Origin of the sequence: Paenibacillus hebaui (assembly GCF_051934385.1) — a bacterium.
GTDB lineage: Bacteria > Bacillota > Bacilli > Paenibacillales > Paenibacillaceae > Paenibacillus.
On sequence record NZ_CP196836.1, the window covers coordinates 3544622 to 3565837 of the forward strand.

The 21216-nt window shown below is 41.7% G+C and carries 20 protein-coding genes and 5 pseudogenes; 17 read left to right on the forward strand and 8 right to left on the reverse strand.

Features of this window, described 5'->3' with window-relative positions; genetic code table 11:
* Positions 1-13: 13 nt before the first annotated feature.
* From ACR32F_RS15560 to ACR32F_RS15570, 3 genes are all read right to left on the reverse strand, one after another.
* Positions 14-1009, reverse strand: coding sequence for an ABC transporter substrate-binding protein (locus ACR32F_RS15560; RefSeq protein ID WP_440119888.1), 996 nt, complete (start codon positions 1007-1009; stop codon positions 14-16).
* A gap of 79 nt (positions 1010-1088) precedes the next feature.
* A complete protein-coding gene (locus tag ACR32F_RS15565; RefSeq protein WP_440119576.1) occupies positions 1089-1955 on the reverse strand; it encodes an HAD family hydrolase in 867 nt (288 codons plus the stop codon).
* Positions 1956-1982: 27 nt separating this feature from the next.
* A complete protein-coding gene (locus ACR32F_RS15570) occupies positions 1983-2717 on the reverse strand; it encodes an MBL fold metallo-hydrolase (protein WP_440119577.1) in 735 nt (244 codons plus the stop codon).
* Positions 2718-2974: 257 nt separating this feature from the next.
* On the opposite strand from ACR32F_RS15570, the gene ACR32F_RS15575 reads away from it, so the two are divergent.
* Positions 2975-3874, forward strand: coding sequence for a sugar-binding transcriptional regulator (locus tag ACR32F_RS15575; protein ID WP_440119578.1), 900 nt, complete (start codon positions 2975-2977; stop codon positions 3872-3874).
* A 130-nt stretch (positions 3875-4004) separates the two neighbouring features.
* Here the strand turns inward: ACR32F_RS15575 and ACR32F_RS15580 are convergent, their stop codons facing one another.
* The 3 genes from ACR32F_RS15580 to ACR32F_RS15590 all read right to left on the reverse strand — a co-directional run bounded on the left by ACR32F_RS15580 (position 4005) and on the right by ACR32F_RS15590 (position 7189).
* Entirely contained in the window at positions 4005-5120 is a 1116-nt protein-coding gene (locus ACR32F_RS15580; RefSeq protein ID WP_440119580.1) for a GerAB/ArcD/ProY family transporter, read from the reverse strand.
* Positions 5121-5264: 144 nt separating this feature from the next.
* Complete coding sequence (locus ACR32F_RS15585; RefSeq protein WP_440119582.1) at positions 5265-5759, reverse strand: MarR family winged helix-turn-helix transcriptional regulator; 495 nt, start codon at positions 5757-5759, stop codon at positions 5265-5267.
* 410 nt (positions 5760-6169) lie between these two features.
* Complete coding sequence (locus tag ACR32F_RS15590; protein WP_440119889.1) at positions 6170-7189, reverse strand: alpha/beta fold hydrolase; 1020 nt, start codon at positions 7187-7189, stop codon at positions 6170-6172.
* A 5-nt stretch (positions 7190-7194) separates the two neighbouring features.
* On the opposite strand from ACR32F_RS15590, the pseudogene ACR32F_RS15595 reads away from it, so the two are divergent.
* Positions 7195-7674: pseudogene (locus tag ACR32F_RS15595) on the forward strand (LysR family transcriptional regulator substrate-binding protein); the annotation flags it as partial.
* Between the two features lie 44 nt (positions 7675-7718).
* Here the strand turns inward: ACR32F_RS15595 and ACR32F_RS15600 are convergent.
* Positions 7719-7904: a hypothetical protein gene (locus tag ACR32F_RS15600; protein ID WP_440119583.1), complete on the reverse strand. Its 186-nt coding sequence runs from the start codon at positions 7902-7904 to the stop codon at positions 7719-7721.
* 35 nt (positions 7905-7939) lie between these two features.
* On the reverse strand, positions 7940-8095 hold the full coding sequence (locus ACR32F_RS15605) for a hypothetical protein (RefSeq protein ID WP_440119584.1): 156 nt from the start codon (positions 8093-8095) through the stop codon (positions 7940-7942).
* Positions 8096-8409: 314 nt separating this feature from the next.
* On the opposite strand from ACR32F_RS15605, the gene ACR32F_RS15610 reads away from it, so the two are divergent.
* The 15 genes and pseudogenes from ACR32F_RS15610 (at position 8410) to ACR32F_RS15680 (ending at position 20636) form a co-directional block, all read left to right on the forward strand.
* Entirely contained in the window at positions 8410-9489 is a 1080-nt protein-coding gene (locus ACR32F_RS15610) for a helix-turn-helix transcriptional regulator (RefSeq protein WP_440119585.1), read from the forward strand.
* Between the two features lie 184 nt (positions 9490-9673).
* Positions 9674-9797, forward strand: a pseudogene (locus ACR32F_RS15615) (type I methionyl aminopeptidase); the annotation flags it as partial.
* Between the two features lie 144 nt (positions 9798-9941).
* Positions 9942-10417, forward strand: a pseudogene (locus ACR32F_RS15620) (M24 family metallopeptidase).
* Between the two features lie 154 nt (positions 10418-10571).
* Positions 10572-11810, forward strand: coding sequence for a DUF418 domain-containing protein (locus ACR32F_RS15625; protein ID WP_440119586.1), 1239 nt, complete (start codon positions 10572-10574; stop codon positions 11808-11810).
* An 858-nt stretch (positions 11811-12668) separates the two neighbouring features.
* A complete protein-coding gene (fabZ, locus tag ACR32F_RS15630; RefSeq protein WP_440119587.1) occupies positions 12669-13097 on the forward strand; it encodes a 3-hydroxyacyl-ACP dehydratase FabZ in 429 nt (142 codons plus the stop codon).
* A 167-nt stretch (positions 13098-13264) separates the two neighbouring features.
* Positions 13265-13771: a GNAT family N-acetyltransferase gene (locus ACR32F_RS15635; protein WP_440119588.1), complete on the forward strand. Its 507-nt coding sequence runs from the start codon at positions 13265-13267 to the stop codon at positions 13769-13771.
* A 14-nt stretch (positions 13772-13785) separates the two neighbouring features.
* Positions 13786-14295, forward strand: coding sequence for a class I SAM-dependent DNA methyltransferase (locus tag ACR32F_RS15640; protein ID WP_440119589.1), 510 nt, complete (start codon positions 13786-13788; stop codon positions 14293-14295).
* Between the two features lie 276 nt (positions 14296-14571).
* On the forward strand, positions 14572-14874 hold the full coding sequence (locus ACR32F_RS15645) for an immunity 53 family protein (RefSeq protein ID WP_440119590.1): 303 nt from the start codon (positions 14572-14574) through the stop codon (positions 14872-14874).
* A gap of 66 nt (positions 14875-14940) precedes the next feature.
* Positions 14941-15888 carry a helix-turn-helix transcriptional regulator gene (locus ACR32F_RS15650; protein ID WP_440119592.1) on the forward strand — a complete coding sequence of 316 codons (948 nt, stop codon included), beginning with the start codon at positions 14941-14943 and terminating at the stop codon, positions 15886-15888.
* A gap of 68 nt (positions 15889-15956) precedes the next feature.
* Positions 15957-16511 (forward strand): DinB family protein, encoded by a 555-nt coding sequence (locus ACR32F_RS15655; protein ID WP_440119593.1) that lies wholly within the window; start codon positions 15957-15959, stop codon positions 16509-16511.
* Between the two features lie 483 nt (positions 16512-16994).
* A complete protein-coding gene (locus ACR32F_RS15660; RefSeq protein WP_440119594.1) occupies positions 16995-18293 on the forward strand; it encodes an NCS2 family permease in 1299 nt (432 codons plus the stop codon).
* 341 nt (positions 18294-18634) lie between these two features.
* Entirely contained in the window at positions 18635-19255 is a 621-nt protein-coding gene (locus ACR32F_RS15665; RefSeq protein ID WP_440119595.1) for an NAD(P)-dependent oxidoreductase, read from the forward strand.
* A gap of 216 nt (positions 19256-19471) precedes the next feature.
* Positions 19472-19660: pseudogene (locus ACR32F_RS15670) on the forward strand (PTS transporter subunit EIIB); the annotation flags it as partial.
* Between the two features lie 19 nt (positions 19661-19679).
* Positions 19680-19865 (forward strand): annotated as a pseudogene (locus ACR32F_RS15675) (glycoside hydrolase family 3 N-terminal domain-containing protein); the annotation flags it as partial.
* Positions 19866-20411: 546 nt separating this feature from the next.
* Complete coding sequence (locus ACR32F_RS15680) at positions 20412-20636, forward strand: VOC family protein (protein ID WP_440119596.1); 225 nt, start codon at positions 20412-20414, stop codon at positions 20634-20636.
* The last annotated feature ends 580 nt before the right edge of the window (positions 20637-21216 follow it).

A 21216-nucleotide genomic window follows, 5' to 3' on the forward strand; every position in this document is an offset into this window, starting at 1 on the left:
ACAGCTCCAATCCTTACTCGCCAAACACATTAATGAATTGCTGTTTATCTGTTTCACGATCCGATGCAAGTTTGGCCGCATCGCCAGGCAAAATCTTCATTTCCGATACACCTTTCAGTCCTTCAGGCGGAGCAATGCCTTCACGAATAGGGGAGTAACCGATCTCGGCAGACAACTTCTGACCCTCTTCAGAGAGAATGAAATCTACAAAGGCTTGAGCAGCCGGCACGTTGGCAGCTTCTTTCATAATTCCGATCGGTTCTGTGATGATGGGAACACCTTCTTCTGGATAGATCAGTTCAACTGGAGAACCTTTCGCTTTTTCACGCGCTACGAGGTAATCAACAACGACGCCATATGATTTTTCACCGCTGGCTACAGCCTTCATAACAGCACCGTTTCCTTTAATTACGGCCATGCCGTTCATCTTGGTCTCCTGCAGAAAATCCCATCCGAATCCATCTGTACGACTAAAAACACCGATGTTGTACGCTGCTGCGCCAGAGTATAGGGGACTCGGCATAATACTTGCATCCTTGCTGTCGGGCAGGGTCAGCACTTGCCAAGATGTTGGTTGGGCAGTGACCTTCTGGGTATTGGTAGCAAGTACCGTTGCCATGACCTTCGTACCGGCGTACATACCATCCGGATCAACAAGATCGGTCGGGATTGCACTTAGTTCTGGCGACTTGTAAGCTTGAAGAAGATCATCCTTTTTCAGATTTTCAAAGGTAACTGCATCAGCCAGCAGGAGTACATCCGCCTGAGTTTTACCGGCTTGGCGTTCTGCCTGAAGTTTGGCAGTGACTTCTTCCGTTCCGGAACGGAAGATGCTGACTTGAACATCTGGATATTTTTCGTTAAACGCATTTACCAATTTGCCTGCATCTTCTTCAGGCTGGGAAGTATAGAAGGACAGTTTGCCTGACACAGAGCTTGAAGCTCCGCCTGAACTACCTTGATCTGGAGTGGCTTGTCCCTGTGCAGAACAACCGCTGAATACAATCATGCCTGCCAGAAGTGGCAGTAGTAACGTCTTTTTGAATGGAATCACAGATAATCTCTCCTTTGGGTGTCTAGCTGATAAATTAGAGTAAGAACGTATGGATAGCCTGCGCAACACCATCTTCAGTGTTACTACCTGTAACAACATTAGCGATTTCCTTCACATGAAACTCGGCATTTCCCATCGCTATACCTAGTCCGGCCCATTGCAGCATTTCCAGGTCATTATCATAATCCCCGGCTGCAGCTACCTGCGCACGTTCGATATGATGTGCATGACACAATCGCTCCAGTGCTCCACGTTTACTGACTCCGATTGAATTAACATCAAATCGCAAACGTCCGGTCCGTGTACATTGGAACAACCCTGATTCGTCAAGGGTACGAAAAAGTTTCTCGCGTGAGTCGTGGTCTGTACAGATAACCGCTGCTTTGAAGAGCATGTCTGGCATCTGGCTGACAAAGGTTCTGAAATCCTGTCCAACTTCGACGAAGCGAATAAGATCAGCCTGTTTTGCATCAAGTTCATCAAGTTCTTCGGGCGAATCTAATTCCGGTCTGTTGACCCTATTGTTCAAGGCCCAGTTTCTATTGATATCATTAATCTCTTGAACATAGAGGACATTGTATCCATAGAAATGGATGTAAGCTCCTTCTTGCTCGATGACATCCAACATGAACAGCATATTTTCTGTTTTCAGTGCAACCCCATCAAGCATCTGTCCTGTCACGGGATCTACCGTCACTGCACCGTTCAATGCTACCAGTGGGAAATTCATGGAGACTTCCCGAGCGTGTAACCATACGGAAGCGGGAAAGCGACCGGATGCAATCGTGACATTCACATCTGCTGACATTAATTGTTGAATGGAGCTTCGTGTCATAGGGGTTATCATTTTGTCTGGATTGAGCATCGTGCCGTCCAGATCAAGGGCTAACAATTTGTACATGAACATATCCCTCCCGGATGTATAGACTTACACAACATACATACGAAGTGGTTCGGGTATATCCACAGGCCCTTGGAAAGAGCGACTTGCTTCATCCCGCATGAACTCCAGATCGCCATCTCCGGGAAGATGGACAAGGACGAGCTGCTTGACGTTAGCCTGACCAGCAATCATGCCTGCCTGAAGTGCATTCATATGTCCTTGGCCAGTTGTGTGTACGCTGCCTTCACAGATGGTAGCCTCACATAGAAAGATGTCTGCATCACGAGCAAGTTCGATAAGTGAATTACAGTACGAGGTATCACCGGAATACACCAGCACCTTGCCTTTATATGTGATCTTAACGGCGTAACATGTAATGGTATGCTGCACCTGTACGAATTCGATCTCTGCGCCAGCAAGCTGAATCTTGGATGAAGGATCAATCGAGATGACCTCGGTATGTTCACCATATAGACCATTCAGAATATCCACTGGATTATCCGGTGCATACAGCTTCAGTTTATTCAACATGCGACCATTGCGGATCGCACCCGCTGCAGCATATTGGAGGACTCCCAGATCCGCGATATGATCATGGTGTAAGTGAGACAAAATAACACCTGATAGATCTTCCACGCATGTCTCGGAGGGGAGCTTACTCATAACGCCGCTGCCACAGTCCAACAAAATCTGCCCTTCATCTGTGGTTACAAGGTATCCCGCAGTTGCTCCGCCAGCGGAGGGATATCCCCCCCAGTAACCTAATATCTTCACATTCATCTTTTGCACCTCTGTCTGTCTTGATCTGTACTCTTTACAAATGTTCTGTACAGTTACAATTGTAAAAAGAGTTTATTACTCTTGTGTCAACCGAGTGTCAATCTTTTGTAAAATACTTTTGGGAATGTTATCCTGGCTTGACTGCGCTGCGAATCCCATTTTATAGTGGGTAATGTGTAAGAAGGGAAATTTAAATGTAAAAGGCGGACTTATATGTGAATATAGACGAACGCAAAAATATGATAAGAGTCTGTAAGATGTATTACTATGAATCCTGGACACAGGAGAAGATTGCTGAGAAGCTTGGTGTATCCAGGCCGGTCATCTCCAAGATGCTGCAACGTGCGAAGGAAGAGGGCATTATTGAGATTGTCATTTACGATGATGATTACGAAACGTCCAAATTAGAGAAAAAACTGGAAGACTTATTTAACCTCAAACAAGTACTGGTCGTTCCAACGAAGGATCTGAATAAAGAGTTGTTGTCGAGTGCAGTAGGCAAGGCTGCCGCCCAATTTGTTCAAAAACTGATCAAAAACGGCGACCGTGTCGGTGTCTCATGGGGCAATACGCTCTATCATATGGTGCGAGAGTTCCCCCTGGAGAAAAAAGAGAATGTCAAAGTTATTCCACTGGTTGGTGGAACAGGGAATTCCCGAAACGAAATGCACTCTAACCAGATCGCTTATGAGTTATCCAAAAAAATGGGTGTAACGTGCGATACGTTATATGCCCCCGCAGTCGTTGAGACAGAAGAGTTAAGGGAGCAAATTATTGGCATGTCTAATATTTCGGCTGTTCTCAAAGAGGGAGAGAATATCAATCTCGCCCTGGTGGGGATCGGAAACCCGTATTCCATGTCAACGATGGAAAGATCAGGTTATCTAAATGAGCAAGTGTTAGCTGAATTAGAAGCCTTGAACACCGTTGCGGATATTAATTCCGTATTTATCACTCGTGAAGGAACAATCACAGAGCATCCCATTAATCATAAAGTGATTGGCCTTGGACTTGAGCAGTTAAAGAAGACAAAAACAGTGGTAGGTATGGCCTTTGGTCTGCATAAAATCGACTGCATTCTGGCTGCTTTGCGGGGAGGGTATATTAATATGCTCATTACGGATGAAGCCACAGCAAGTCAAATTACGAAAATTTGATGTTCGAGGGTCACCATTTCGATTCGGTCATGAAACAAGTTGAAGCCGAGACTAATTTTATGCTCATGGAGCCAGGAGAACGAAAAGGTTCTCCTGAGCACATACAAGAAGAACTAACCATTCAGCCTATCTATAGGGCTTCACTAGAAGCCTGCTTCCCGCCTTTTTTACGAACGAAACTAATGATGAGCAACAGTAGTGGCAACAGGCCAAATAAAAAAATGGACATATTGCCGAGAAAATCACCCAAAGCTAACGTTTCCTCCAAGTTTTTAGGCAAGTAAGCAATCAGATACAAGACAGGCAACATCGCGAATTGTATGCTCGTAATATTTTTGAGACGAAACAAATCTCGGATACCTATTGCCGCAAAATAGTGTTTAAAAGCATACGTTGCAAATATTTGCATCAGCCAAAATACGATGAACAGCGATTCATAACGCTCAAAAAGGAATCCCTCAATTTCAAAACTTCGTACCATGTCAAATGTTGGCCACATCCGCGTCTCAATTCCTGGCAAAGATAAATTCCCCACCACTGTGACAATCGTGATCAAATAGATAATCGTGCAAATAAGGATGCTATATATCGCGGCCTTATTGCTTGCCTTTACGTCTGTCATGTAAGCTGTGATGATAAGTAAAACCTCATATCCAGAATAGGAGAGACATGAAGGCTTGAGACCCTTCAACACGGGCATGAGGCCCTCGCCCAGAATGGGCCTGAGATTATTGATTTCAAACATCTTAGTGCTTAAAAGGAACACCAGCGCAAGCAACACCAGCGTAACGGGCAACACCATTGAAAAGACCCGAATGATGACTTTAAGACCACCCGTTAACATATAGATACCAATCCACAAACTGACCATAATGGTGACCCAAGTGGGCGTGCGCTCAAGGATGTACATACTTGTAATCTCAGCCATGACTCTGACTTCGAATGAACAGAGAACAACAAAATATACGATAATTAAAAGTCCCAATAGATAAGCAATCCAATTACCTGTGATTTCAGGTATAAACTCGAACACCGTTTTACCGGGAAATCTACGACACAAGGTTACAAGAAGCAGGCTGATGGCGGTTACGATCAACCCTGACAGAATGACGGAAATCCATACATCCGGTGTCTCCACTGCTTTACTGATGGTTCGAGGGAGTGTTAGGATTCCAGCTCCAAGTATTGAATTGATAACCACGATAATAACCTCGGAGGTATTGATCTGAGATGTGGATTGCTTCATTGGCCTTCACTCCAAACCGGAGAATATATTTCTAGGTAGTATCACCCAACGAAGTTGTTTTATGTAAGTTTTGTATATGAAGTTTAGAATAACCCCCTTGAAGGTAGAAGAAGTCAAATGCACCTTTGGAGGGGGTTGTAAGTCCTAAAGGAAACCCTCTAGGTTGGATGAAATTTTTCGAGATACCGAGATTAACAGCTCACGTTCTTGTTCCGAAAGATCTTGTGATGCAGCTTCCTCCATTTTTGTCCAAACGGCAACAGCCTCGTCAACGAGTTGTCGGCCATTTTCAGTCAGTGTAACTAGCGTGACGCGCCCATCTTTGGGCGATTTAGAGCGAGTGACTAGGCCAGATTCTTCTAATCGCCGAACGGATTTGGCAATCGTTGAATGGTCCAAGCGCATCGTCCGTCCGAGACTCTGCTGCGATTGTCCATCTTGCTCTCCTAATTGCATTAACATAATTTCTTGACCAGTAAACAGTCCAACTTCACGCAACAAGTGCGCAGCTAAACCACGATGTGATCTCGCCATGGAAAAAACCGCAAAGTTAATGGGGAATTGCTGGATGACTTGCATTTCTTTTTCTACATGAGATGTATTAGAGTCTGGTTTGTGTTCTTCTTCAAAGTTGTTCATCACTTTTCACCTTTCCGCTTGTACTTCTATAAGCGTAGTGAATAATTCAACACTTGTAAAGTGACGGAGTTATAAATGGAAAATGCCCTAAAACAGCTTCGCTGTAGTAGGGCGCAGAAAAAAGTTCAAAGTGACTTTTATTTCATCGTTGGATAATCAGTATAGCCGCGGCTGTCCCCACCATGCAGAATATGAAGATAGGCTAAGTTCAGTTTAGCAAGTTCAGAAATCAAGTATTCGTATACTTTACGCCCGTCTGTGCCTTCAATTATATCGCCTAAAAGCAGATGTTTTAGCATATTAATCCATATGGAATGAGAGATATGCCGAGGCATATACAACTTGAAAACCACATTTATCCATGTAAAAGGAAATCATTCTTATAAATGCACGTGTGGTTTCCTACTTGGTTATCCATTTACACTAAGCGTGAGCAATTGTTTAAGGTTGTCATCAATAAATGTATTATCCGCACTGTTGATTCCACGACCGGCAAAGTGCCCCCAGATCGATTCGATAGGTTTTAGCACCGCGTTAGGCATGAGCTTAACCTCGTATTCGTTATCTTCCGCCGTACAAAAGAGATCCGAGCTTCCTGGCATAACGTAGGCAAGGGCTTGAATGCTTTTGAGTGCCTGATCAAAATCCCCGTTATAGAAGGGGTTGGCACTAATGTCTGCATGTTCGCCTGTCCATAACATGGTCAAGACATTGTGTGGATCCATCGTCATAAACACAGCCTCCCAGAAGTCAGCCACAAACGCTGCGAGTGAATCAAATCCTAACTCACGATAGAGCTCCTTTCTATAAAATGCTTGCGAAAATCCCCATCCTGCATAAGTACGACCCACAGCGCGCAAGTCTGCAGAAGTCAAATCATTGAGTTTGCTTGGTTCGAACTGAGCGACAGCCATAAGCGGGGCGCTAACTCCATTCAGCACCACTAAGGTCTGAGGCCACGGCTTGGCAATTCCAGCGATCGGCGCAATGCGTTCTACCATGTCGGGATATGTTGCTCCCCATTGGAATGCTTGAATGCCTCCCATGGACCAACCCACGACGAGAGCAATCTTTTGAATATCGAATTTTTCGGTCACCAGTCGATGTTGCAACGTTACGTTGTCATAGATGGTTACCTGAGGAAAATTAGCCCGATCAAATGGGGGAGGTGTGTTACTAGGGGACGAAGATAACCCGTTGCCTAATAGATTCGGTACGATAATGAAGTATTTCTCCGGATCGAGTGCCATGCCGTTTTCAATTAACCATTCATTCTGCACATGCTGGTCACCAAATGCCGTTGGATAGATGATGACATTATCTTTCTTCTCATTTAATTTTCCATACGTCTTATACGCAAGAAAAGCGTTCGGTAATGTCACTCCGGATTGCAAGCTCACGTCACCCAAATTAAAAATTTCATATTCCATCATTGGATGTTGTCTTTATGTTGGACGAGCCCATTCGCTCAACGGGACTTGCAGTGGAACCGCTGCTGGAAGAAACGTTCCGCTTTTTCGCGGCTCCAGACCATCCACTCGCGAATCAAACTGTACTACAGTTGGAGGATTTTCACGGAGAAGTTTTTCTGACGAATGAAAAAGGCTGTACTTATCGAACCATGTTTGACCGTTCATTTGAGCAAGAAGGCATGGATACTATTACATACTTGGAATTTCAAAATGCCGAAGCCATTAAACAATGTGCCATTGCAGGAATCGGTATTGCTTTTCTCCCTGAAATAACCACGGAAGAAGTTAAAAGAGGCGACCTTGTTGCCCTTCCATGGCAAATTCCAGACTTGCACGTGTATACACAGATGTTATGGCACAAAGACAAGTGGCTTTCGCCAATCCTCTTATCTTTCATTGAAGCAGCAAGGGAGGTTATCACTATTGAGGAGGAGAAGCAATAAAGCAAAAGATGGGGTTCACAATAGAAATAAAATACCTTGTCAGATTATATTGTTTTCGTGCCCTCTAAGCATTTTTGCATAAATATCACTTTTCTGAAGCCAGTCTTTACAGTAACTGGGCCGGATTTCAGTTCTTTTTGGATCCTATAACCGAAATGCTCATATAATTTTTGTGCTGATGGATTCGTATCAACAACCTCTAAATTGATCTTAGTCATGTGTTTATTCATTGCGAGTTGCTCCACCTTACTTAGTAACAATTTGCCTATTCCATGGCCACGAGTAGCTTGACTGCTTGTTCTTTCGTTTTTGCATAAAACCACAGATGTTTAACTTTCAATGGAATAGCTTCGTAAAATAAATAAGCAACTTGTTCTTGATGTTGTAAATGAAGCTGTTGTGTGAATTGAATTTGGTTCATGGATATCTCCCCAATCCTTCATTTAAGAGTTAATAGATGTTCTGTTCTATCATTCATTTTCCTAAAATGAAGACGGGTGAACAATTCACATTTCTTTGAATTGTTGGTGCATTTCTTAGATTTCTTTTGAATGTTGCTTCTATGTGTTGCTAATGATTAGTTAACTTGCAGTGAAAGGGGAAAATACAGGATGAGTGCTACGGGTTATTTGGCCCACCGTTCTCCCATGAACGTACAGTTTCTAAAAGTTAAAGATGAACCGTTCGGATGGCATAATTCCATTGAAGTGGCGATTGTGTTGGAAGGTAGTATTCATGTTGCCATTGCAGATGAGCAAAGAACATTTAGGTGCGGGTACAATAGAAATTTTCAATATCAATCAAGTTCACCGTTTATGGCAGACCGATGAAAACAATGTCGTACTGCAAATAAATATCGATGCTGAATTTGCAAAAGGTTATTACCAGGATTTATCATATGTCTGGTTTGCTCACGAATTTAGCCCTAGAGCATATCTAGGATTGGAACGAATAGAAGGCATCAATGAAGAAATATGCACGTTCATTACTCCAATTGTAACTACGAGCGAAGTTCCATTGTTAAGTATAAAGAATACAGTCGAACATTTGCTGGATCTGCTCATTATGAATTTTGATGCGAAAAGAATGTTCGAAGGGAACGCAACCAAGCTGCAACGAATAGGAAGAATATATGATTATTTGTTTAATCACAGGGGGTTTATTAACAAAGCATCTTTGAATGACATCGCCAAACATACAGAGGAATATTTAAATTTGGATTATTTATCATCACAATTCAAGCTATTGATAGGCGATACGCTGCAAAACTTGCTACATTACTTACGCATTGAGCATGCCATTAAACAATTATTAACGACCGAACAGAGTCTGGTAGAAATATCAATCGAGAGTGGTTTTTCTTCGCCCAGGTACTTTTATCAACGATTCAATAAGATCTTCCCGGAAGGACCAAAAGTATTTCGTGAACAACATATAAAGAAACGGGAGATGAAAGAACGCGCCAGAGAAGTCATCGATCCAGCATTAGTTCTTGCAAGACATCGTAGCTTATTTAAAATTCCTGAGACGATCAGCAATGAACGAAATAGATGGATTCCCATCGACATATTTGGACCTGACGAAGAAAAATCAACACTGGAAGAAACTTTGGATTCATTAAACTGTGACGATATTCAAGTTTTGACATGGATAATCAACCAATTCACGGAAAATGATATTTCTCCTGTATTTATCGTCAGAACGGGTAGTAACGCTATTGCAGTACAGATAACCACAATACAGCAACTACTTCACAACTACACCCTTACTTATAGCGCAGAACATATGAAGGGATGGAGAATTGAACTTCAATAATATGAAGGAAAATGAGAATGAAATAACTAAAATTACGATGTTGAAAAAAAGTTGCGAAGCTTTGCTGCTTTGGATATGATTATCTAATGTTCAATCAACGTATATTTATTTACATTGCTTGAGTTTTGCGAAAAGATAACACTTATGTAATCAATGGATGATAAAAGATAGTGAGGTAGAAAAAATGATTTCAAGAACAGAAGAAGATTTTAATGGTTTGAAGGAAATCGAAAAAAATTGTCGCATCTATTAGAGATGAATTGGTACAAAAAACTATTCCGGGCATAACGACTAAAGAACTTGATGATCTATATAAGTTGAACTAATCATTTACACAGAAACGGAGAGGACAGAAAAAACCTGAAAAAGCGAAGCGTTCGCCTTTATCACCGGATTTCCCCCTTGAGAAAAGGGGATCAAAAAAATCTGGGGATAACAGCGATTGGAAGGTTATTCTGTCATCGGAGTGTACGTGTGAATATATCTTTAGTTCAACTTATATAGCCGGAGAGCTTTTTGAAAAAGCAGGTGCAGTTTCTGCTCCAAAAAGTGAATATGATTTTCCAGGCTATACTTGTATTAGTGTTAATGACGAAGTGGCACATGGTATTCCGGGAGAGCGGGTTATTCAAGAAGGAGAATCGTCAACATTGATGTGTCTGGCTCCAAGAACAGTTATTTTGTATGGTGTTGGACGCGTGCAATACACGAAGCATCTGATCACATCCTTAATTATAACGATCCAACGGATGATGAATTGTTGAAGGAAGGCATGGTTATCGCATTCGAGCCATTTATCTCAACTTCAGAAGAAGAAGTATACCAAAAAGGAGACGGCTGGACCTTTGCTACAAAAAATAGCTATGTAGCTCAAATGGAACATACGATTATCCTTACTAAAAATGGTCCAATTATTGTCACACTTTAAGATGTTCAAATTAAAAGTCGCTGATTTAGCGACTTTTTTTACTATACAGATGGGATCGTTATCAGAACTTTCACTTATTAATTTGTGTTGAAATTATGGAAGGATTTAACGTATATTTAGGACTGATCTTTACGTTATAGACAGAGGTGATTGATTGAGCACATCAAAAAAGCGCGTCCAATTAATTGATGGACTGCGCGGATTCAGTCTGGCTGGCATCGTGATGGCGAATATGCTGGCTTTCCAATATGGAATGTTCGGCCAGAGTAAACCCCAACTGTTTGGGATCGGCGGTGCAGACCAGGCTTTCCTCTCGTTCCTGCTTATCACTGTGGTGGGTAGTTTTATGCCGATTTTTGCATTTATGTTCGGCTTCGGAATGATTAAGCTATCGGAAAGCCTAAAATCACGAGATTTACGACCAAAATGTCATCTGGCTCGACGTTTTCTACTACTGTTTGGTATTGGATTGCTGCACATAACCTATCTGTGGGAAGGGGATATCCTGGCTTTTTACGGCGTACTCGGTTTCTTCCTGCTCATGTTCCTGAATCGGAAGTCCAAAACGCTGCTCATCTGGGCGGTACTGCTACTCGTCGGAGTGGGGCTGCTTGGTCTGCCCGCATCCAATCCGATGAATCCGCTGGCTAGTGAGTCCACTCATATGAATAACTACATCATTCAAAGTCAGGATGTATACGGTAGTGGCAGTTACGCGGAGATCAGGGATTTCAGCAATAACGGCGATCCATTCGGTGGGGATTTGGAGGTGTCATACGCCCTGATGGCCCTGATGTTAGCCCCACTCATGACGGTGCCGATGTTTCTGTTCGGCATGCGCGCTGCCAGAATCGGCACGTTTAGCGATCCGCAAGCGATGTGGCGTATGTATCTTCGCCGTGCCTCGTTTTTGATTCCAGTTGGTTTGATACTCAAAGCATATGGCCAATTGGCGCCACAATTTGGTGCGGGAGGATGGCCCGGAGTCGGAATCGGCGGGACGCTCGGGGGAACGTTGCTTGCACTCGGATACATTTATGCATTTGCGCTGTTGTATGCGGGAAGCCGCCATTCTAGCCTAATGGGCAGGTTTGAGGCCGTAGGACGCCTCTCACTGACCAATTATTTGATGCAAAGCGTAATCTGTACGACAATTTTTTACGGATACGGTCTTGGACTATTCGGCCATGCTGGCGTGTTCATCGGCACGGTGATTGCGCTTGCTGTCTACATCATTCAATTGTGGCTCAGTCCGCTATATCTTAAAAAATTTCGCAATGGGCCGGTCGAGTACGTCCTGCGAATTTGGACATACCTATCCTGGAAAGGACAGCCAAGAAAGAAAAAAAGATCGAACCCCACTGTGCAAGAAAGTGCACCTGGTGTCCACTGAACATGAAGCGCTGCCACGAAACGCATAAAGAAGACCGTTCTGATAAAGAAAGGGCTTCTTTATACCGTAGCGATCATCGTCCTAAACTTAAAGCAAGACACGAATTTCCCACTTAACTTCAACGTTGGTTGAGAGTAGGTTATTTGTTTGAGCATGTAGATTTATCAATATTATTTCATGTGCTTATATTACCTTTATTTGTTATAATCACTGAATAATAAGAAATATCCCTAATGTTTCCTATTATAATTTGAAATTATTTATAGATTCAACATATCAACTTTAATACATAAGCTAACTAATATTGTACGTGCAGCGTTAAGGTATACGAAATGAAAGATGCAGCGTATACCTCCGACTGTTTCCACTCGGACTTGAAAGGATTGTTATTGTGCTAAAAATAATTAATTTTCTTCTTTTCTTACTGATCATTTGGGTAGCACTCCTGTATCCTTTTCGTTCTGCTTGGTTTGAAGGTTTAAAACAGATTCCTGAAGATCTTCATGGTGTTTATTTACTTTTCTTGTTCTTTGGATATCTTATATGTTCATCTGGTATGGGACTTATTGTTGGCAAGATGTGTTTTAAACGAAAAGGACAGTAATTGATACTGTGAAAGAGCAGTTAAGTACGCTTGAGAATAAGACCTTTGCCTTGTTGAATTCCTTGCGGGGCATGGATTTGTATATATGTGTGTAGCTTTCAGGCTATGGTAACGCCGGAAAGGTACAAAAGGCTTCTGAAAATGAAAATGATATATGTCTGAAAATGATCTTAAAGCGGTATTAGTTTAGTTTTTATGGTCTTTTTTTCAAAATGGAGCAAAAGTGGTAATTTACCTACAAGAGGAGGCAATCCATGTTTGATATTGAAAGAATAAAAGAGGTAATTCCTCACAGATATCCATTTCTTTTGGTAGATAGAATCTTGGAAATTGATGAGGGCAAGAAAGCTGTCGGAATTAAAAATGTGACAATCAATGAGCCTTATTTCATTGGTCATTTTCCCGACCATCCGGTAATGCCTGGAGTCGCGATTGTTGAAGCACTGGCGCAGGTCGGTGGTATCGTTATGTCTAAGGGAGAGAGCAATAATCATAAAATAGGTTTATTGACTGGTATTGATAATTGTCGATTCAAACGGCAAGTAAAACCTGGAGACCAACTCCTTCTTACATTCGAGGTAACTCGTATCAAGGGACAGATAGTCAAAGGGAAAGGTTTCGCCACAGTAAACAATGAACTGGTTTGTGAATCTGAAATAATGTTTGCATTCAGTTCAATTTAGGTTTTAAGTTCACGGGCACGATTGTTGCATAAAGCGAGAAATCAAAAGCAGGACCATCCGGCGAAGGATGGCTCTTAAAACTTGCCGTTACTTATTGCGAGGTGAACCTTATCACAAATAGGGGGAAAGGGAAGAATGTTCGATTTTTTATATTGAGGGGGTTAGGTATGGATATTAAAATACGAGAAATTATATCAGATGATTATGCTGAAGTTGTTTTCTTATGGAACGATGTACTTGGAAATCGCAATGTTAATGATGCAAACTTTCGAGTTACTATGGAAGAGATGAATAAGGACGGGAATTACAAAACATTTGTCGTATTATTTGAAAATGATGTGATCGGTTTTGTAACTATTGTTCAGGCATTATCCGTAGGAGTTCCAATTGGTTATCTACATATTCAAGCTATTGCTGTTAAAAGGGATTTTCAAAATAGTGAGATAGGTACAAAACTACTAAGACACACTGAAAATTATGCGAAAGAACGGGGAATATCAAGTATTATTTTATGTAGCGGAGTTAAGCGAACCGACGCCCATGCTTTTTATAAGCATAACGGCTATGACAGAGATTCATACTGCTTTGATAAGATTATCGACCTCACCGAATATGTTACCAACCGATGGGCGGTTAGCGATATTACTAAAGAAACTCACAACACATTACAGTAAAGGAATGATAAGTGTTGATAGATCACAATAACCTTGAAGAGTATCGAGATCCGATTAATTATGATCTTGAATTTGGTGATGAACCAAAAAAATACAATTTCTATCTTGAATTTGCTGAATTGAATCCGGGTGAAGTTTTAGAACTTGCATGTGGCACAGGATTAACAACAATTCATTTATCAAAATCGGGGATACATATCACAGGGGTTGATATTTCTTCAGCCATGCTTGCCTATGCGAGAGTCAAAGCTCAAGGTTTACCTGTGAATTTTATTGAAGCAGATGCTCGTCTATTCGATTCTGAAAAGCGTTTTTCCCTGATTTATTTGACAGGAAATGCATTTCAGGCATTTTTGAGTGATGAAGATCAGATCGCCTTACTCGAAACAGTCTACAAGCACTTAGAGCCAAATGGGATGTTTATTTTTGAAACACGTAACCCCATGGGAACCGATTTATCAGATCAAGAGGAATCCATTTGGGGAGAATTTATCGATATAGATGGGGTTAAAGTCAAGGTATAAGGGACACAATCCTATGATGCAAGAAACCATATCATGCATTGGGTCACTTTCCGTGATTGGGGATCTAGGAAAACAACTTCACGAATTGCATGTCGTTTTACTGATCATGACACACTCAAGCGTTTGTTAAATAACCACGGCTTTTGTATTGAAAACCAATATTCAGACTGGGACAAAACTCCGTTCACTCCTTTATCCTCTTCCATCATTAGTGTTTGTCGAAGAATACAAGGTGTCCGTTAGAAAGCATAGTGAAATTCCGAATAAGAGGTAGAGATGATGAATACATTAAAGTGGCTTCAGAACTGGTATGATGAAAACTGTAATGGGGATTGGGAGCATTCATACGGTGTGAAAATTGATACTGTGGATAATCCGGGTTGGTCTGTCGAAATCGACTTGACAGATACTAATTTAGAGGATGTACCTTTTGAGTTGATCAAAGAAGAGAGAAATGATGAAGATTGGTTCTACTGCATTGTGAGGGATGGAGTTTTTCACGGTGCTGGCGGAGCAACGAATTTAGAAGAGATCCTAATTTGTTTCAAAGAATGGGCTTCAAGCATAGGTAGAACATAGGAAGTAGGAGTTGGACCTTGACTGGCTAAGTGTCTAGGGACAAAAACTTTGGCGGGGGAAAAGACAATGAATAAGACCGAACGACAGCTCGCTATAACGCTTGAACTTCAGCGAAATAAGATGTTGAGAGCAGAAGATTTGGGGGCTAAATTTGAGACAAGCGTGAGGACCATATATCGGGATATCCAGGCTTTGAGCGAGGCGGGAGTACCCATTTATGGAGCTCCCGGGCAAGGCTACTCTCTAATGGAAGGCTATTTTCTTCCGCCAATTACCTTTACAGCAGAAGAAGCCGTAACGCTGCTTATGGGAACAGATTTTATTTTACAAAGACTAGATCGTGAATACAGCAGTGAAGTTGAGGGAGCAAGGCCCAAGATTGAAGCCATTTTGCCGGAATCGGTGCGTGACAAGTCTACTCGCATACGTGAAACGATGAGAGTTCTTCATACTGGTGAACCATTTACGCACCAAAAGGTAAAGAACTATCTGGGACAGGTGCGCAGGGCTATTTTAGAGAGGCGAAAAATAAGTATTACGTATGTGAAAAAAATGGCGGACTCTAATGGAAATCGAAAGACCATACGTGAGGTTGATCCATATGGTTTGACGTTCGTTCAAGGCAATTGGACTTTAATTGGACGATGTGATATCCGCAAGGATATTCGCCACTTTCGTTTGTCACGAATGACAGAGCTTATTGTGCTGGAATCATATTTCGTCATGCCGCCGGAATTTAATTTAAATGACTATCGCCCGCGGGATGATCGGAACAAACGTGTGTTAATTAAGGCTGATTTGATTATAGCCGACAAAATTCTGGAGATTGGTAATTTTTATATGGAGGCTACGGAGGAACACGAGGACAGTCTTTTGGTATATTATCGAGTCCGCGACCCAGAAGAGCTGGTACCTTATATCTTAAGCTGGGGTGGAGATGTTGAAGTCATCGAACCTCAATCTTTATGTGACCGGATACAGGAAGAAGCCCAAAAAATCATGAAACGCTACTGACACACTGTTGTCAACAGCGTTTTTTTATGATGAAGACATATCCATAAACAAGAGGAGATGTTTGAATCATGAGAAGAACAGAGAAGGTATTGCATTCGCTTGAAAAGACGATAGATCAGTATGTAAGCGAACTGAATAACTACGATATGGAGCAATTGCTTTATAAAAGGTGTGAGGAGGAATGGTCCATAGGACAAATGTACATACATTTGATTCAATCCGCGCTATTCATGCATTTGAAGAATGTCGACCAATGTTTAGCAGATCATGATGTGGCGGCATTGAGCACTGTTGGAGAGAAAACGGAGGCGGGTAAGGCAATATTTAAACTAGGGAGCTTCCCAGAAGTTCGGATACGGGTACCTGCTTCGCCGCAATACACCCCACAGCAACCGGAGAGTAAGCGACAACTGTCAGATGGTCTTCACCGTGTAATGAAATGCATGAAACATAAAGAACCTGTTCTGCATCAAGCTCCTGATGATAAGTATGTTCTCCACCCAGGATTCGGTGAATTAAACGCTAAAGAGTGGTTTATGTTAATAGAAATGCACTACAGACATCATCTTTTACAACTGGATCGTCTAAAAAATGACTTAAAAAAGAATGAACGTGATAAATAAAGGAAAACGTACAGCAAATTCGTAATTGGATCCGAAATAGACAAAAGCATGGTCTGATTACCGATCAGATCATGTTCTTGGGGGATTTGCGTACTGGATCTCTCTATCCGCCTCAAGGGACGTACCGAGGAAAAAGAGACATTGAGTCTGGAGTCGGTTGAGAAAGAAAAATCTTAATTACGTTAATGAGGACTATAACCCATTTTAAAAAACGAATGAATAATTAATACCATATCCATATAGTTCGTAAATAACTGTGAACAATCGGTTAATCCGTTGACAATGAATGTTATATTGATTAAGATACGAAATGGACATCAGGTTAAAACAGATATGAGTATCTTTATTTTTGCTTTTAGAAGCTTAGCTGTTAAATCCTAATGACGAATATAGGAGCGATAATATTACAATCCTATATGAAGATTAGGATTTTTTTGTTTTTAGCTTTGGAGAATAATTTGAAAGTTGGAGGCTGGCTTTACAATGGATAATTGGTTCAAACTAAAAGAAAGAGGCACGACCGTTTCAACGGAAATCATTGCAGGAATCACCACATTCTTCACGATGGTATACATAGTTATCGTCAATCCAGGAATACTCAGCAGCACGGGGATGGACTTTAACGGAGTATTCATTGCTACGGTGCTGGCGAGTATTGTAGCGACTCTGATTATGGGGATAGGGTCTAATTATCCGATCGTCATTGCGCCGGGTATGGGTCTGAATGCATTCTTTGCCTATAGTGTCGTTGCCGGGTATGGCGTGTCTTGGCAGGTAGCATTGGGAGCGGTATTTATTGCAGGGCTTTTGTTTATTATTTTATCACTTACTTCATTTCGTTACATGTTGCTTGACGCCATTCCTGCAAGTCTGAAGCACGCGATAACTGCAGGGATCGGATTATTTATTACAACAGTAGGTCTGCAAAATTCCGGGATTATTGCCGATTCTGAATCGAATTTGATTACACTCGGTAACTTGGCAGAGCCAATGACTTACCTGACCATAATCGGATTGATTATTACGGTTGTTCTTATGGCTTACAATGTAAAAGGTTATCTGTTCATCGGAATGGTGGTTACAGCGATACTTGCCTGGATCTTAGGACTATTTCAAATGCCGGAATCGATTGTTTCCATGCCGCAAGGCCTCACATCTACGGCTTTTCAACTGGATTTGGCAGGCGTGTTCTCCAATGGCTTGTATACGATCATATTTACTTTCCTGCTGATTACACTGTTTGATACAACGGGAACGATGCTCGGAGTTGCTGAACAAGCCGGACTGCTGAAGGACGGTAAATTTCCGCGCTCACGTGGCGCGTTATTGGCAGATGCCGTAGGGACTACCACTGGCGCTTTGCTCGGAACGAGCCCAACATCCGCTTATATTGAATCCAGCACAGGGGTGGCTGCAGGAGGAAGAACGGGACTGACGGCGGTAACGGTAAGTGTACTGCTTGCTCTTACTTTGTTCTTTACGCCTATCGTAAGTGTGATATCAGGCATTCCGGCCATCACTTCTCCGGCACTGATTATTGTCGGGTACTTTATGATTAGCGTAATCAGTAAAATCAATTGGAATGATCTCGAAGAAGCATTTCCTGCTTTCCTGATTATCATACTTACTCCACTGACACACAGTATTGCGACAGGCATCGGCGTAGGTTTCATCTTCTATCCTGTACTCAAGCTGCTCCGCGGAAAAGGTAAGGATGTTCATCCGATATTCTACATTTTTGCAGTATTATTCTTCATCCAGCTTGTATTCCTGGATCACTAGTAACGGTCTATTCAAAAAGAGAACTGCTTATAAACAGGCAGTTCTCTTTTTTTTAATTCTACTAAAATTCATGATAGAATGCCGATCCCTCAAAGTAGGGAACAGCTAGCAATAAAAAAAGGCATACTACTTACAGTCTCATCTATGATTTAGAGCAAATGCAACTTCATTTTGCAAAGGAAATCACTGAGAAAATAAAGGATTTTGCGGGAGTTATCCATCGAAATTGAGTTTTGGACCGTTAATCGGAGTATCGGGTTAACGGTTTTTTTGTTATTCTATTCTTTCACGATCGAAAGTCTTATGAACTCGTCCATTACATTAATTAGGAGGTTTTTCTCATGCATATTTTAGTTTTGGGAGCAACTGGACGCGTCGGAAGCCATATCGTTGCACACGCTCTTCAAGATGGACATCATGTGACTGCGTTGGTTCGTACCCCGGGGAAAATACAGACTCATGATCACAACTTGACGATTATTCAAGGCAACGTTCTGCATCAGGATGAGCTGGTGCGTGCAACCCATGGAATGGACGTTGTAATTAGTGCGTTGAACACCGATGGAACAACTACGCTGTCGGAAAGCATGCCATTGCTCATCCAAGCCATGCATAAGGAAGGCATACAACGAATCATCACGGTGGGAACTGCCGGCATTTTGCAGAGCGCGACCTCTCCGCATATGTTGCGATATCAATCCAGTGAATCCAGACGGAAGTCAACCCGAGCAGCTGAAGAGCATCATCGAGTCTATTCGTTGCTGAAAGAATCGACTTTGCAATGGACGATCGTGTGCCCTACGTATTTGCCGGATGGAGAACGACTGGGTACATACCGTGTAGAACGTGAGGTGCTACCTGAAGGCGGCGCAGAAATCTCGGTTGGGGATACCGCCGAATTTACGTACAATCAGATCAAGGAAAGCTCTTATATCAACTCTCGTGTTGGTATTTCCTACTGAGTAAAAATCCGAGTTGCAAGAAATGAGGAATAGATTATATTGGGTTTGTTAGATTTTCCAGAGAATATATATGGTTAATGGCCCTGTCCACTCTGGAAAAGAACACAAAAAGTAAAAAATTGACCTTAATCACGTAAAATAAGACCGTTGTTTGTAAGCGCCATCTTGATATGCTTATAAGCAGGTAAACACTTATGAATTGAAAGGAAGAGACAGATGGGTCCTGATAAGGAATATGAAAAAATTGCCCAGGATGTAATCCATGGGCTGGGTGGAAAAGAGAATATCATTTCAATGGCACATTGTGCCACACGTCTCAGGCTGATTGTAAAGGACAGGGACATTATTGATGATGAGTTTATCGAGAACGTAAGCAAAGCAAAAGGCGTTTTCTTTACTTCAGGGCCGGGGGCAAGACAGTATCCCCTTCCATAAAATTGCCGCATGTGTTAAGCATTTTGCCGCTTATTGTGCGCCTATATCCGGACGGGAATACAACGCTGTAGATATGTCGGAGCATATGTTGCGTGAATATTATTTACCAGGATACCAAGCTGCCATTGATGCGGGGGCAAAGCTCGTCATGACCGCATTTAATACATTGAATGGTAAGGTAGTGGATTCAAAGCTTGTGTGGGGTCTTTACGAGGATGGATGGTCCGTTACTCAAGATAATAATTGTCGAGGGACAAGAACATAGTCCTATTGAAGTCGCTATTTTAGCGGCTTTTTTGTTTTATCGGTACAAGTTCTTGTCCCGAGCAAAAGACAAGAACTTGTACCTATTACCGAAATGGACAAGAACATAGTCCGATTGCCGATTAGATATATATCTAAAATTTGATTGCATGCACTTAAAACTTCATTAAGTAACATAATACATGAAAATGTTCACATTGTTATGGATAACTGACTCAATGAGAGGTTAAACAAGATTGGGCTGGGTATTAAAAAAGCGAAATATCGGACTGAAACTAGCTGCTGAGGACAAGAACTTGGACCGATTACTGTATTGGACAAGAACATGTTCCTATTGTCGGTTAGGCGTATATCTAATCGTCATCTTGCCCATCAATTCATTAAACTAACGGGCAGGATAACGCAACAGTAACCTTGAATTAATTTGGAGACGAATTTATGACAGGGGCTGAGTAGTATGATAAGTGGGAGTATTTTAGGAATCGCATATAATGTAATTCCAGTTAAAAATGCAAAAAAATCTGCAGAATGGTTTGTCAGTCACTTTGGTTTTAACATCAGAAATGATAGAGGGAATTATATAAGTTTATTCAGGGATAACCGCACAATAATTGATTTAATTGAATCTGATAATGACACCAGAGCGGTTTTTGAAATAACGGACGGCCAAGGTGGGTTGTAACATTTTTTACAGATGATATCGAATCATTACACATGAGACTAACATCGGAAGGAGTTACAACTAGACCAATTAGCAATGAAGGCATTACGGCAAGTTTTTTATTTTTGAAGATCTAGATGGAAACTTATTTGATGTATGGGAGCATAAAGATTGTGAGTTAATCTTTTAAGACAGCTGTCTAAGCTAACAGGAAACGATAACTCCACAATGCCAAGAAAGCAGCTGACCCATGTGATCGGCTGCTTTTGTTCAGCTAACGGGCAGATTAGTTTAATGATAAAGGCCAAACTCTTGTCCCTGTTTAGGAAGAGAGTTTGGTCCCTTTACTTTATTAAACTGTCGATTATGCATAATGGCCTGATGTATGTCGATCCAGACGGCAGACATACCATTGTTTACTTCTTAATCTTCAAGCTGGGCTTCTCTAAGCTGTTCATGAATGTTACAAACATAGTAATACGATAACATATGAATCAGATCATATTCAGGTTTGTAATGAGGGCGATACTCTTCAATTTAACCAAACTCCCTTGTAACTTGTAGGAAAGAAAGCCTGCATGACATCAACAATCCCCTTCGC